At 41.6% G+C, this 14879-nt stretch carries 13 protein-coding genes; 6 read left to right on the top strand and 7 right to left on the bottom strand.

What is annotated here, in order from left to right; translation table 11 throughout:
- Positions 1–13: 13 nt before the first annotated feature.
- From hemC to AC1XUO_RS16020, 7 genes are all read right to left on the bottom strand, one after another.
- On the bottom strand, positions 14–946 hold the full coding sequence (gene hemC / locus AC1XUO_RS16050; RefSeq protein ID WP_483330785.1) for a hydroxymethylbilane synthase: 933 nt from the start codon (positions 944–946) through the stop codon (positions 14–16).
- Positions 947–1031: 85 nt separating this feature from the next.
- Complete coding sequence (gene rimK, locus AC1XUO_RS16045) at positions 1032–1934, bottom strand: 30S ribosomal protein S6--L-glutamate ligase (RefSeq protein WP_483330784.1); 903 nt, start codon at positions 1932–1934, stop codon at positions 1032–1034.
- 6 nt (positions 1935–1940) lie between these two features.
- Complete coding sequence (locus AC1XUO_RS16040) at positions 1941–2435, bottom strand: ATP-dependent zinc protease family protein (protein WP_483330783.1); 495 nt, start codon at positions 2433–2435, stop codon at positions 1941–1943.
- The gene (locus AC1XUO_RS16035) at positions 2432–3550 is read right to left on the bottom strand and encodes a DNA polymerase III subunit (RefSeq protein WP_483330782.1); all 1119 of its coding nucleotides are present in this window, start codon (positions 3548–3550) and stop codon (positions 2432–2434) included. Before AC1XUO_RS16035 ends, AC1XUO_RS16040 begins: the two co-directional genes overlap by 4 nt.
- Positions 3551–3587: 37 nt before the next feature.
- Entirely contained in the window at positions 3588–4778 is a 1191-nt protein-coding gene (locus AC1XUO_RS16030) for a putative sugar nucleotidyl transferase (RefSeq protein WP_483330781.1), read from the bottom strand.
- A 125-nt stretch (positions 4779–4903) separates the two neighbouring features.
- Positions 4904–5170: a type B 50S ribosomal protein L31 gene (locus AC1XUO_RS16025; protein ID WP_235152640.1), complete on the bottom strand. Its 267-nt coding sequence runs from the start codon at positions 5168–5170 to the stop codon at positions 4904–4906.
- Between the two features lie 132 nt (positions 5171–5302).
- Positions 5303–6217: a sugar phosphate isomerase/epimerase family protein gene (locus tag AC1XUO_RS16020; RefSeq protein WP_483330780.1), complete on the bottom strand. Its 915-nt coding sequence runs from the start codon at positions 6215–6217 to the stop codon at positions 5303–5305.
- A gap of 453 nt (positions 6218–6670) precedes the next feature.
- On the opposite strand from AC1XUO_RS16020, the gene AC1XUO_RS16015 reads away from it, so the two are divergent.
- The 6 genes from AC1XUO_RS16015 to AC1XUO_RS15990 all read left to right on the top strand — a co-directional run bounded on the left by AC1XUO_RS16015 (position 6671) and on the right by AC1XUO_RS15990 (position 14637).
- Positions 6671–9115 carry a ribonucleoside-diphosphate reductase subunit alpha gene (locus AC1XUO_RS16015; protein ID WP_235152642.1) on the top strand — a complete coding sequence of 815 codons (2445 nt, stop codon included), beginning with the start codon at positions 6671–6673 and terminating at the stop codon, positions 9113–9115.
- Between the two features lie 219 nt (positions 9116–9334).
- Positions 9335–9937 carry a Crp/Fnr family transcriptional regulator gene (locus AC1XUO_RS16010; protein ID WP_483330779.1) on the top strand — a complete coding sequence of 201 codons (603 nt, stop codon included), beginning with the start codon at positions 9335–9337 and terminating at the stop codon, positions 9935–9937.
- Positions 9938–10262: 325 nt separating this feature from the next.
- Complete coding sequence (locus AC1XUO_RS16005; protein WP_483330778.1) at positions 10263–11210, top strand: DUF4249 domain-containing protein; 948 nt, start codon at positions 10263–10265, stop codon at positions 11208–11210.
- Positions 11207–13525 carry a TonB-dependent receptor gene (locus tag AC1XUO_RS16000; RefSeq protein WP_483330777.1) on the top strand — a complete coding sequence of 773 codons (2319 nt, stop codon included), beginning with the start codon at positions 11207–11209 and terminating at the stop codon, positions 13523–13525. The genes AC1XUO_RS16005 and AC1XUO_RS16000 overlap by 4 nt, the downstream gene beginning before the upstream one ends.
- 22 nt (positions 13526–13547) lie before the next feature.
- A complete protein-coding gene (locus AC1XUO_RS15995) occupies positions 13548–14174 on the top strand; it encodes an outer membrane beta-barrel protein (protein WP_483330776.1) in 627 nt (208 codons plus the stop codon).
- Positions 14175–14424: 250 nt separating this feature from the next.
- Entirely contained in the window at positions 14425–14637 is a 213-nt protein-coding gene (locus tag AC1XUO_RS15990; protein ID WP_483330775.1) for a hypothetical protein, read from the top strand.
- Positions 14638–14879 lie beyond the last annotated feature (242 nt).

The raw sequence follows: 14879 nt of genomic DNA, 5'->3' as shown, positions 1-14879 counted from the left end.
GAAAGAAGGTATTTCAAACCAATGGATTGTGGCTGCGAATATCCTGTAAGATACGATCAGCGCCGGCTTCGATTAGCTCATCAGCGAGAGCGGTGCCAAGTTCTTCGGGAAATGCAGGTGAGCCGCTTTCAGAACGGCGAATAATTTCTTGTCCGTCCAGGCTGACAATTCCGCCTGAAATATTAATTTCATCATGTTTAAGGATGGCCAAAGCAAAAACCGGTATACTGCATCCCCCTTGAAGTCTTTTAAGAAAAGCCCTCTCAGTTCTCAGGCAGATTTCCGTCGCTTCGTGGTTAAGTAATTGTTTCAGCACTGCCTTTTTCTCGTCGGATAATGAAACAGCACTTTCAATCGCAACACTTCCCTGGCCGACAGCGGGCGTAAATTCATCCAGTAATAAATGTTCAGCAATCGCGCCATCATATTCCATACGGTGAACGCCTGCATAAGCTAATAATAAAGCGTCACATTGTCCTTCCTGTAATTTCCTGAAACGTGTCTGTAAATTACCTCGCATGTCAACAATTTTGATATGCGGATAGTAGTGTTTCAAAATTGCAATGCGGCGCGTTGAGGACGTGCCCACAACGAAAGAGTCGCCGCTTTGCAGCGAAAGGCTGGTATTATAACTTACCAACACATCGTTGGCATGTTCCCGCTCGGTGAAGGCAATAAGCTCAAAATCATCATCAAGCGAAGATTGAAGATCTTTTGCGCTATGAACCGCGATATCTATATCACCGCTTCTTAGCTGATCTTCCAATTCCTGAGTAAAGACACCTTTGCTGCCAATTTTGGACAAAGAACGGTCAAGAATTTTATCACCTTTTGTTTCTATAATGACGATTTCCGTAGTCACGCCTCCTTTTTGAAGAAGGGTTTCAACATGATATGCCTGCCAAAGCGCCAGTCTACTACCACGTGTTCCTATTTTGATATGCATGATTTTCTGTAAGCTGTTAGCTACTAAAATTTGGTGATAATAGCTGCCGATTTTTATTTCAAATTTACGAGATACAATTGGTATTCTAAACCCCAACCGTATCGCCTTCATCTGTAACTATTTTCTCTTCAATGTAAGCAACAATCAAAGAGGCAATATCGATCCCGCTGATTTCTTCAATTCCTTTTAAACCAGGTGAGGAATTTACTTCCATCACCAATGGGCCTCTTTCCGATTGCAATAAATCCACACCGGCAATTTTAACGCCCAGTGCTTTGGCAGCGGCAATTGCAGTATGTTCCTCCTCGGGAGTCAGCTCTACCAACGAACCTTCGCCGCCACGGTGCAGATTGGAGCGAAAATCTCCCTCATGTCCCTGACGTTTCATGGCAGCCACCACTTTATTTCCAATCACAAAAGCACGGATATCGGCACCCTTTGATTCAGCAATAAATTCCTGAATTAAAAAATTCGCACGCAGGCCGTAAAATGCTTCAATAGTTGATTTTGCCGCTTTCGTAGTTTCGGCGAGCACAACACCAACGCCCTGTGTACCTTCGAGTAATTTTATGATAACCGGCGGTCCGCCGACCATCTGAATAAGCTCGTTTACCTGCGCCGGATTTTTAGCAAAAACAGTTTTAGGAATATCAACACCGGATTTCGCAAGTACCTGCATACTCCGCAATTTATCTCTAGACCGTAAAATCGCTTGTGATTTAACAGTCGTAAATATTTTCATAAGCTCCAGTTGGCGAACCACAGCGCAGCCAAAAGCATTCACAGAAGTCCCGATTCTTGGAATGACTGCGTCAATTCCCTCAATTGGCTTTCCTTTATAAATGACAGTTGGTTTTCCTCCTTCAATCATCACAAAACACTTGACATGGTCAATTACCACAGCCTTGTGACCTCTCTGTTTGATTGCCTCCACCAGACGCCTCGTTGAATAAAGTTCGGGATTGGTGGATAATACGGCGATTTTCATATAAATCTATTGGATTAAAATAGTAGGGTTGGCCTCAGGATCAGGCTTTTTTTTAAGTCTGATTTTCTCGGCATTTTGTTTGAAGGAAAGATCTTTTTGCGAGACATCGACGATGAAACGGCCTTTGAGCAATTTTCTTCCGAGCAATATCGGATAGCTCATTTTCTTACGATTCGCTAATGAAAATTCAGTACGTATTTTCCGGCCAAAAAGCGTGATCTGCGTTTTGATCACATATCTTTTTTCTTCTTTCCCTGAGGAATTTCGGACAACTGTTTCTTTAAATTCACTGACTGTAAAGGATTGCCCGGGCGCGCCTTTTTTTGAATCCAGATAAAAGCAAAGTCTGGTTTCCTCGCCGTCTTTAATGAGCCGGACTTTTGCACAATGTATGGATGATGTTGCAGCACCGGAATCTACACGTACCGGAGCCTTGTACCAGCCAAGTTCGGGCAGGTCTACAATGTCAGTGGCTCCAATCAGCTCAGTCTTTTTTTTCATCTGCGTTGAAAAAATGGTGCAATCGTTAAGGACAAATCAAGAAATACCATTTTTGCTCTTACATTTCTTTCGATATGGTAATAAGCAACGTTGACTTCCTGAACCATATTTTCCAGAGCGTCGAAATTAACTGCCTTGGAAAAATTCTGCACGAAAGTAAGTTCTTCCTCCGGAACCCGCAACAACTCGGCAGCTCCCTGGCTCCACACCAGCATATCGCGGAACAATCTTAGGGAATATTCGAAAAGCCCTTTTTGCTTTTCCTTATTCATGGCGTCGAAATTATCAGCAAGTTTTACCAAACTCGCCACGTCGAATTTATAACAATACCTCATCCATTCAGCAAACCATGCTGATCTGTCATCGGAAGTTTCGTTGACAAGGCGCAGTGCTTCTGACAGGTTTCCATCAGACAGATATGTTATCTGATTTGCAATATTCTCATTAACAGATTGTTGCTTTAAAAATGAGCGAACTTCTTCATCAGAAAAAGCCGGAACAGCAACGCGCTGTGTGCGGGAAATAATGGTAGTCAATAACCGGTCCGACTGATCGCTGACCAACAGGAAAAGTGTTTTATAAGGCGGCTCTTCCAGGATTTTCAGCAAGGCATTTGCAGAAGAGGCATTCATAATTTCCGGTTTCCATATTAAGAGAATTTTATATTCACCCTCATAAGATTTAACAGAAAGTTTTTTTAGGATTCCCCGCGCTTCTTCCACAGAAATATTTCCCTGTTTGTTTTCAGCATTGATAAAATCCAGCCACTCCGGAAGAACCCGATAAGGTGTATCAAGCAAAAAACTCCGCCACAAAGGCAAGAAGGCTTCACTCGTATTTCCGTTAACTTTTTTCGATGTGGCAATCGGGAAAATAGAATGGAAATCGGGATGAATCAACTTGCTCATTTTAGCGCAGGAAGCACAAACGCCGCAGGCGTCGTCTTCACTCCGGTTTTCACAATTGATATAGGTAGAAAACGCAAGTGCCAGAGCTAATCCTCCACCTCCGCTCGCCCCATCGAACAGCAGGGCATGAGCCAGATGGCTCGTTTGTACCGAACGTCTGAGTGTTGATTTTATGTGTTCCAGTCCCGGAATATCTTTAAACAGCACAATTGTTTTAGGTTAATCTATATTAAATGTAACTATTTTATCGCTGGCTTTTAGTTTGTTCAAATACTTCACGAAGCATCGCTTCTTCATTATCACCGAACGTAATGCCCCGACGGCTAACAGTATCTTTGGCAACGGCAATGGCCTTTTCAAATCTGTATTCGGTAAATCCTTCGGCATTGCCACCCCAGGAATACGAAGGCACATGTTTCGGCTGGAATCCTGCACCAAATATATTGGCATTTACGCCCACAACCGTTCCGGTATTGAACATGGTGGATATTCCTGCTTTTGAATAATCGCCCATAAAAAGTCCGCAAAAAAGCAGGTCCGTATTTTCCAGTTTTCCGGTAACATAACTATGCAGTTTTACCGTAGTATGGTCATTTTTAAGATTGGAATTATTCGTGTTCGCTCCCAGATTACACCATTCGCCCAGCACAGCATTGCCCAGATAACCGTCGTGTCCTTTGTTGCTATATCCAAAAATCACACTGTTGCTTACTTCTCCCCCCACTTTGCAAAAAGGGCCAATGGAGGTATTGGGCCTGACTTTGGTTCCTTGTGCAAGGACTGAGCTTTCGCCGATAGCAAATGGCCCCTGGATCGTTGAACCCTCCTGTATCGAAGCATTTTTCCCAATATAGATCGGGCCGTTTTCTGCATTCAACACAGCAGCCCTGACAACGGCGCCTTCTTCAATGAAAATATCGTCGGGATTGTAGCAATATGTGAAAGGATCTGTCAATTCTGTCGATTTTCCCGACATACGTATTCTGGCGAAATCCGATTTGATCTGAACACCGTTATTAGAAAATATGTCCCAGATATGACGGATTATGATGACGGATCCGGAAAATACTATTTTGTTAAGACCGGTTATTCCAACCTCCGGATTCCATTTTTTTGAATCGGTTTTCACCGCTAAAATCTCACCGTCACCTGACATCAGGACAGATTCCTCCGTTAATTTTTCAATTGCTTCTACAATTAAAGTGTCTGGACAAAGTCCACCGTTGATATAAATCTGATCGGCTGAATAAACGCAGGGAAAACGTTGGCTTAAATATTTTTCGGTTTGAAAAGAGATTGAAGTTTCCAGCCAGTCATTCCATTTTTCAGCGATTGTCCTGATTCCGCATCGGATTTTTGCAACTGGCCGGGTATAAGTAAAGGGTAATAATTGTAAGCGGATTTTCGGATCGTCGAATAAGATGATACTACGCATAGAGTGTTTAAGTATGTATCATCAAAGTTCGTCCATTTTTTTGGTTCGGGCAAAAAAAGAAAGCAGTCCCGGACAGCTTTCGCTTTGAGACTGCTTTCTGTAAAGCACTTAATCAGTAATAAAAATTAAGCTTCTGCTTCAGTAGTTTCTTTTGTACCGTAACGTTTTCTGAATTTATCAACACGTCCCGCAGTATCAACAAGTACATTTTTACCTGTGTAGAATGGGTGAGACTTAGAAGAAACCTCAACTTTGTATACAGGATAAACTGTTCCATCTTCCCAGGTAATGTTTTCGCTGGTTTCGATTGTCGAGCGTGTAATAAATTTAAAGTCACTGGATAAATCCCAGAATACTACTTCTCTGTAATTGGGATGAATATCATTTTTCATTTGTATATGCAATTATGTGTTTCGATACAATTCTCAAAAAGGATTGCAAAAGTAAAAATTCTTATCTATTAAACCAAGCAAATCGGAGTTATCTTTCTCAATATCTACGCGATAAATATAAAATATTCAAAATCACACCTCACTAATTTGCTTTTGAAGTACTTCAATCCCCTTTTTAGACTGACTATCAAAGTCCTGATAAACGAAACATTCGATCGAAAGCCCACCTTTATATTTGATTTTTTTCAACGCGCTAAGATATGGTCTGAAGTCGTCGCCAGCGACACCCGGCGGTGTGCGATTCTGTTTTTCAGCGATATGGCAGTGAACAATATGTTTTCCGAATTTAATAATCTGGTCAGCAGGTTCGTCTTCTTTTAGCATATGAAAAATGTCGCAAAGCAGCTGAAACGATGGGCTATTAACGGCATCGATTATTTCAACGCCTTCTGAAAGACTGTTTATAAAATTAGTCTCTCCGCGGTTTAAAGGCTCTAATGCAATCGTCACACCATGTTTGTCGGCGAGCGGAGCCATTTTTTTGCTCAACTCGATATGTTGCAATTTTGCTTGGTCACGGTCAAATCCGTCCGGAATAATCCTTGAAGTGCCGCTTCCAAAAACAATATATTTTGAGCCGCATTCTTTTGCCCGTTTCAAAGCTAGATCGGTGCGTTGTAAAATCGCTTCATGATTGGCGTCCGGTCCGAGTGTTTTCAAATCTCCGGGTAACAATATAACATAAGACCTGATAGGAAATTTTTCCTCTTGCAGCTGCTTAAGATTTTTGGCATATTTCAAGTCACCATCTTTTGGAATCAAAAATCCGCCAACAGATTCCTCAATATAAGAGCAGCCATAACTTTTCAGCATTTCAGCTTTTTCATAGGAGGCGTAGACACCAAGTGGCAGCGAAAATTTCACACCGGATTCGTGGGACGCCATGGCTTCTGCGAGCGTTCCTGCCCCCAGTGACAGGCCCGCGTAGATTCCGGCAGACTGCTTCAAAAACTTTCTTCTTGATTGTTGTTCAAAAGGCTGATCCATATCGATGATTTTTTGAAAAGTATAGGTGGAAATAAAAAGGTGAAACGGTAATAGTATGAATACAAAAAGTATAACTAAATGTGAAAAGTTTGCAAATTTTAAAATACTGACAAAAATTATTTAATGGTAATGTATTGAAAATCAGATATTATTATTGTAATTATTTTGAATTTACAAAGGATACCCCGAAAAAAAGTTTACAAATTTTTTAGCTGAATATTTATCAAAATTATTTTTGGTAAACGTATTTAGGTTCTTTTTTGCTAACCGACTTGTTATAAGAATATTAACAATTTGATAATTTGTACTATCCCTGCAAAGCCATTTTTTTACTTAGATTACCGTTTGCAGTTTCGATTAATTTTCAGTTATTTCAAGAAAATATTATCCCTCCCTTCATTCACATTAACATCTAAAATCACTTTCACCTCAGAAAAAGAAATTGACATGTCCATGTACGTAATAAAGCGTGACGGTCGCCGTGAGTCGGTAAAATTCGACAAAGTGACTGCCCGTATTGAGAAACTGAGCTACGGCCTCGATAACAATTATATCCAGCCCATAGAGGTAGCCAAAAAGGTTGTTTCCGGTATCTACGACGGCGTTACAACTGCCGAACTCGATAACCTTGCTGCTGAAACAGCCGCTTCCATGACTACCAAACATCCGGATTATGCTATTCTGGCTGCCCGGATCGCGATCTCAAATCTTCATAAAAACACATTGAAGTCGTTTTCGGCAACAATGAAACGTCTTTATACCTATGTCGATGCTAAAACCGGTGAAAATGCTTCGTTGATTTCAAAGGAAGTTTATGAAGTAATTCGCCAGAATGCATCGCTGCTCGATTCTACCATTATATATGACAGGGATTATGCCTATGATTATTTTGGTTACAAAACCCTTGAAAAATCTTATCTACTTAAAGTTGACGGTAAAATTGTAGAAAGACCCCAACAAATGTTGATGCGCGTTGCTATCGGTATCCACCAGGAAGACGTACAATCGGCGATCGAAACTTATCATTTGTTGTCTGAAAAGTGGTTTACACATGCCACGCCAACATTGTTCAACGCAGGAACACCGAAGCCGCAAATGTCTTCCTGTTTCTTGCTGACCATGAAAGAAGACAGTATTGAAGGGATTTATGATACGCTTAAACAATGTGCGCTTATTTCTCAGTCTGCGGGAGGTATCGGTTTGAGCATACATAATGTACGTGCGACGGGTTCTTATATTAAAGGTACCAATGGAATGTCAAATGGTATCGTGCCAATGCTTCGTGTATTTAATGATACTGCACGTTATGTTGACCAGGGCGGTGGAAAACGTAAAGGTTCTTTTGCAATATATATGGAACCATGGCATGCCGATGTTTTTGATTTCCTTGATCTAAGAAAAAATCATGGTAAAGAAGAGCAGCGCGCACGTGACCTTTTTTATGCGATGTGGATTCCTGATTTGTTCATGAAGCGTGTAGAGGCCAATGATACCTGGTCATTATTCTGTCCGCACGAATGTCCTGGATTGGCAGATACGCATAGTGCAGAATTTGAAAAGCTCTACGAAAAGTATGAGCTAGAGGGAAAGGCAAGAAAAACAATAAAAGCGCAGGATCTTTGGTTTGCCATTTTGGAATCGCAGATAGAAACTGGTACACCTTATATGTTGTATAAAGATCACGCAAACTCAAAATCGAATCAGAAGAACCTGGGAACGATTAAGTCTTCAAACCTTTGTACGGAGATCATGGAGTATACTGCTCCGGATGAAGTTGCGGTTTGTAACCTGGCTTCAATCGCTTTACCGAAGTTTGTGGAAATGCAGGCGGATGGATTTTTCCGTTTTGATCACCAGAAATTATATGAGATCACCAAAGTGATCACACGCAACCTGAACAAAATAATTGACCTGAATTATTATCCCGTTCCGGAAGCTGAAAAAAGTAATAAAAGACACCGTCCGATCGGTATCGGGATACAAGGGTTGGCAGATGCTTTTTGCATGATGCGCATGCCTTTTGATTCTGATGAGGCGCGGCAGTTAAATAAAGATATCTTCGAAACAATTTATTTCGGAGCGATGGAATCCTCCATGGAGCTGGCGAAACTTCACGGGCCTTATGAAACCTGGGAAGGCAGTCCGATATCACAGGGAATCTTCCAGTTTGATATGTGGGGTGTAAAACCAGAAGGTAATCATTGGAATTGGGAAAAGTTGCGTAAAGAAGTTGTTCAGAACGGTGTTCGCAATTCGTTGTTACTGGCGCCAATGCCAACGGCCTCGACAAGCCAGATTTTAGGAAATAATGAGTGTTTCGAACCATTTACGTCTAATATATATGTAAGACGCGTTCTTTCGGGAGAATTTGTTGTTGTTAATAAATATCTTTTGAAAGATCTGGTAAGGCTTGGGCTTTGGAATGAGGACATGAAAAATAATCTTGTTCGTGCCAGTGGCTCTGTTCAGGCCATTCCAAATATTCCTCAGAATATTAAAGATCTATATAAAACGGCCTGGGAAATTAAGCAGCGCAGTATTTTGGATATGTCTGCTGACAGAGGCGCATTTATCTGCCAGTCGCAGTCGCTTAATATTTTCCTTGAAGAACCGAATTTTGGAAAACTTACTTCGATGCATTTTCATGCCTGGAAGAGTGGCCTGAAAACTGGTATGTATTATTTACGTACGCGCGCAGCTTCTGCTCCTGTTCAATTTACGTTGGGCAAACAAGCGGAAGCGCAGATTGAGCCAGTTACAGAATTGGTTGCTGAGAAAGAATTAAATTACATTCAATACGCAGAAGATCATACCAAACCGGTCACGCCACGTGATAGTCGTGCAGACATGCAATGTTCGCTCGATGATCCGGAAGGATGTGAGGCTTGCGGAAGCTGAGGTTTTAGCGTTTGACTTATTTAAGAATAGCCCTTGCTGAAAAGTGAGGGCTATTTTTGTAATGGCGTTTTGTGCTCACGGCCGTTAAATCAATCGCTTTTGTAACTGTTAATATATTTTAGTTTATTGCGAAAGTTATTTTTTATCGCTGATAAATACAGTCTTGCTCAACCTTTTGAAAAATGAAATGAAACTTGTTCAATTCATTTTACACACATTATGAAACTATTGCTCCAAAACCTGACAAAACTTACCAGATTACCTGATTCAGAACTTATACCATTGCTCCCCTATTTTGAGCCGATGACAACGGTTGCCGATACCGCACTTCTCTCACCAGGTGAAGTAGCATCAAGCGTATGGTTTATCGGCAGCGGCGTACTGAGGGCATTTCATATTGTTGAACAGCGGAAACGTTCGCAAGTTCAGGAAAAGCTGGTGAGAGAGATCACCAATTGGATCGTTCCGTCAGGTGGATTTCTTACCGATATCCGTAGTTTTATCTATCAAACGCCTGCAAATTATTTTGTTGAAACATTGGAAGCGTGCAGGTTGTACAGTTTATCCTTTAACAATTACCTGATCCTTCAATCTTCGCACCCCGAAATCGCCAGGGCCGTTTTTGAAAATACACTGGTCATGGCCGACATGCGCGTGCAAATGTGTAATCTCCGTGACCCTCAAAGCCGTCTTGAAATGTTTGAGAAAATGTATCCTGGTTTGAAAGGTCATTTGTCGGTGAATATTCAGGCATCCTATCTGAATATTGATCCCACTACGTTAAGTCGTTTACGTAGCAAAAGAAGTAGAAACAATTCTTAGTTTTTTATGTTTCGTGTAGTAGCAATTTTTGATTCAAATCGAAACACTTTCTGATTTGAGTCTGATTTTATTTTTAACCAGTATCCTACATTTGCAAACGAACGCACCTGCAACAGGTTTGAAAGCCAGGAAAGCTAGATGTTTAAGTTGAGTTTAGATCATTTGTTTTAAGTAAAATAACTGAAAATCAGTTTAATAATAATTGATTTTATCCTAAATTTATTTACCATCTCATCTTGCTACGAAAAGGGACAAAATCCTGTACTCATTACTGACGTTTTTCGAATTATCTTCAAAAACATAACTAATATTTCAACGGTAGTACATGATTAGAGAGACTATTATTTTCTTAATGCTGCTGGTTGTTATGGGTTGCAAAGAGACCGATCTCAATCTTGATATCCCGTATTCAGGTGATAAGCTGGTTTTATGGGGTAAACTCAAAGCGGGATCTCCCATACGAATACAAGTAACCAGAACCTTCAATCCTGTTGGATCTATACCGGAGGACGTCACCGTTTCGGATGCAAGAGTGGAATTAATATTGGATGGTAAGGAATCCATTGAACTTTCTTCATTGACAAGCGAGAAAGGTATTTATGTGTCTGATCACATAATAGAGGCGGGAGTCACCTATATTGTAAAAGCTTCGGCTCCGCTATTACCGGTTGCCGAATCAGCACCTGTACTGGTTCCATTGGATGTACCGGATGTTGATGTAGCACGAATCCGCGATGTGCCTGGTGAAATCAACCACCAGACGCGCCAGGATTTAGTAAGTCTATACTTTACAGAGCAGCAGTCTGAGGTAGAAAGCTATTACACACTTACATTTTTATCTTACTTTGATAAGGATACCGTTTCGGCTAGTCCGTATGGTGCCACGGACAATATACCTGCCAAGGAAGAAGATTGCCATACCTGGGCAACAGAAAAAATATCGACCTATTACAGTGAGGCTGCGGGACTTACATTCGACCTTTCCGCACGGGTCTTTTTGATGAAAAGTAAATGCTTACCGGAACGTAAGACCCCTATAAAATTCTATATTGAGACAAGCAAGGGAAATTTTGACACTCCTCAGTGGGCATCTAAGGTTACCATGCGCGTGGAAGTTGTTACAAAAGAGGCATTTGATTATGCCAAAATAGAATATGATCAACCCGAGGGCGTTGACCTTTTGGTGCTTCCTCCCCAAAGAGCTTTGACCAATATCAAAAATGGTTACGGGCTCATTTTTGCTTCCAACGAAAAGGTGATCGAAATACCATGACAAAATACTTAGTAATTGCCTTTTTCCTGTTAACGAGCGTACAAATAGCCTTTTCTCAAAAATTAATTATCAGTGGAACCGTGCGCGATGCCGCAAACGGAGAACTGCTCGTAGGCGCCACCGTGCGGGACAGTCTGTCGCAAACGGGCGTGCAGACAAATGCATACGGATTTTTCAGTCTTGAAATTCCTACGCATAGCCACGCTCTTAAAGTCAGTTTTGTTGGCTATGCGCCTCTATACATCAAGGATTTTGTCCAACACAAGTTCCCCTTGGATATCAAGTTAAAGCAGGACAACCTTCTGAAAGAGGTGACTGTGAAAGAAATCAAAAATATGGATGCGCCTATTGGAAGTTTATCGATTCCGATGGACAAAATAAAATCAATGCCTGCGCTTTTGGGTGAGGTGGACGTACTGAAGGCGTTAAGTTTTACACCGGGCGTTTCCACCGGAACGGAAGGTAGTGCCGGCCTGTATATCCGGGGAGGAACACCGGATCAAAATTTGATCTTACTGGATGAAGTCCCTGTTTACAATGTCACGCATCTGGGGGGATTCTTTTCGGTTTTTAATCCAAATTCATTGAAATCGGTAGATTTATACAAAGGCGCATTTCCTGCCCGGTATGGAGGCAGGCTCGCCTCAGTGATAGACCTGACGATGAAAGATGGGAACAACCAGAAATTCGGCGGGGAAGCAGGAATAGGCCTGCTCAACCAAAGTCTGACATTGGAAGGGCCGATCGTTAAAAACAAGGCTTCATTTATTGTATCGGGGCGAGTTTCTACACTGGGACTTTCTTCCTTATTACAGCCTAAGAAAACAAGCGGATATGGTGAATACCGAAAGTATCGTTTTTATGACCTGAACGCAAAATTTAATTATCAAATCAACAAAACGGATCAAGTTTACGTAAGTCTTTACAATGGTTTTGACAGATTCACCTACGGGGAATGGAGTGCTATAAACGGGAGGTCAACGGAAACCTCACTGGGTAACAACTGGGGAAACACGACCGCAACCCTGAGGTATAGCAAAGTATTCTCTCAAAAACTTTTTGCAAGGTTCATTTTGCTCTATTCCAAGTACACCAGCGAGCTGGCCAATAACTTCGAAGACCTCAATGTGGACGCGGAACCCGTGAAACTTTATCGGAACACCAACGCGGGGGTAACGGATTTAGGTACTAAAGTTCAGTTTGACTATTTCCTTTCCAATCGTGCGAATCTGAAGTTTGGCCTGGACCTCACCAGGCATTCTTTTAGTCCGTTTGTTACAAATAGCAATTACAGTGGATCACAGCTTGAGACCGGAAAGGGAAGGCTCCCCGCAACGCAGCTGGACTTTCACGTGGATGCTAATATCAGCCTAACGGACAGGTTGCACTTTAATCCCGGTCTTCGCTATAGTACGTATTATGTCAATAACCGGACTTTTTTAAATCCGGAACCACGCCTGGGATTAAACTGGTCGCTTCCGGCCAACTGGGCACTCAAGGGCGGCTATGCCGTCATGAATCAATACGTTCATCTACTTACCAACAACGGTTTTGGCTTTGGTTATGATGCCTGGCTTCCTTCCACAGGTAAGGTAGTTCCTTCGCGAAGCGCGCAATTGTCAGTCGGTGTGTATAAGACTTTTCCTGAGGGAGGTCTGGAACTGTCCTTGGAAGCTTATTCAAAAAAGATGAAAAACCTGATCGATTATCCGGACGGTACCAATTTTTCGGGCCTGCTTGCAGATTCCTGGGATGACATTGTCATCAAAAACGGTGTGGGGCGTGTGAAAGGAATTGAATTGATGTTGAGTAAAAAGGCTGGCAAATTAAATGGATGGGTCTCCTATACCTTATCAAAATCGGAACGAAAGTTTTCGGAAATCAATGATGCCGAGTGGTACCCAATGAAGTATGACAGACGGCACAATGTAGCGATAACCGCAAACTACGAGCTTGGTAAAAAATGGAAGTTAAGTGCCAGTTTTATTTACCAGACCGGACATGCCGTTACTTTGCCGGAAGCGGCCTTTATTACTGAAAATAGTGACGGCCCCAGATTTATATATGATAAAAGAAACAACGGAAGAATGCCTGCATTTCACCGGCTGGACATTGGCGCTAGTAAATCCTTAGTAACGCCCCATAAACGTAATGCGGAATTACGCCTGGGCTTGTACAATGCTTATAACAGGAACAACCCACTGTATCTGGATATGAAGACTGAACGGAATCTGAATGTGCCGACACGAATTGTTGTAAAGCAGGTTTCATTCTTCCCAATATTGCCTTATATCGGCTACACACTCAAATTTTAACATAATATCATCCATATTGACTATGAAACAAATATCTCTTTTCTTTCTTACCGCTCTTCTGATGTTTTCCACCAATTTGTTTGCACAGCAGGGCGGTGATTCCAGTCAGATTGATGGATCAACACACATTCCTACTTATAAGACCTTAAAAAAAGGAGCTTTGACTTTTTCGTTGAATGGTTCTGCGAATAATGACAGGCATTTAGCGGGCTGGTCTTTGACGCCCCAGGCGGGTTATCTGGTCGCTGATCGGCTCGTTGTTGGGCTTCAGTTGTCTGTGGCCAATCGATTTTCCAAGCAGAGAAGTAGCTGGTCAATTTTGAAACGTGGTGGTGTTAGGGAATATGCCGTTACACCAGAGGTATATGCCCGTTATTATGTGCTTCCGTTTCGGTTAACGCCGTTTGTACAATTGTCATCTGGGTATAACATTGGCGAACTTTCATTTACAGATGGATTTTTAGGGAGCAAAGTTTCAATTAGTACGAACAATTACGTTATGTTCGGAGCACTCGGACTAAGTTGTAGAGTTGGTAAGTATATGGCATTACAGGCTCAATATAATTTGCCGTTAATTGTAGACAAGCAAAAGAATGATATGATCAGAGGCAACCGTTTTCGTTTGGGATTATCCTTTTATTTCAGATAATATCTGTCAAAAAAACTGATTTGGGTAGGTTTAAAACATTTTAGGAGAGGCCCTTGCTGAAAAGTGAGGGCTTTTTTATGATGAAACTATTTTAGTGGAAAGTAATTTATTTTTTGTTATTGCAGATATACTGTCGCCGGGTCTGGTTTGCATTAGAAAGTAAGTTGGAAAGATTACAATCTAGCCATGCCGGCTCCATTTTGAAAATTTATACATGTTATTGAGGGAATCAAAAGTTGACCATAGATTTATGAAAACATATATCACAGTTCTTAGAGCAGTTCTTATGCTCACGACGATTAGCTCATTGGCACTTGGAGTTTTGTTCGCCTATCAGCATTGGGCTGGAAGTAACAATTTGTTATGGATTGGTTTGTTGCTTTTCATGATCATGGTTGGAGATCATTATTTAAGCAAGAGAACTTTTCTTAAACGCAAGAGTGATTCAGGTGATCAGGATTAGTTAAGTTCGAGTTGTTGTTGTGCTCTCATCACATGATTAATGGAATCGACTTGCATTATTTTAGGTATGTTCTGGTCATTTTAACGATACTAATTCCTGGCTCGCTCAGAGCTCACTGTTTCTAGCCATGAAGGACATCTGCAATTGTGCAGTGCTCCCTCAGTGCTCCCTTTTCCTAATCAGAAACAAATCCCGAAATTTTCCGGCACTTGGGAGCCACCTGTGAACAATCCTTAAACCTC

Source organism: Dyadobacter sp. HNCC25DJ186 (assembly GCF_056895235.1).
Note: the sequence above shows the minus strand (reverse complement) of the source record. Positions and strands in the feature narration are given on the sequence as shown.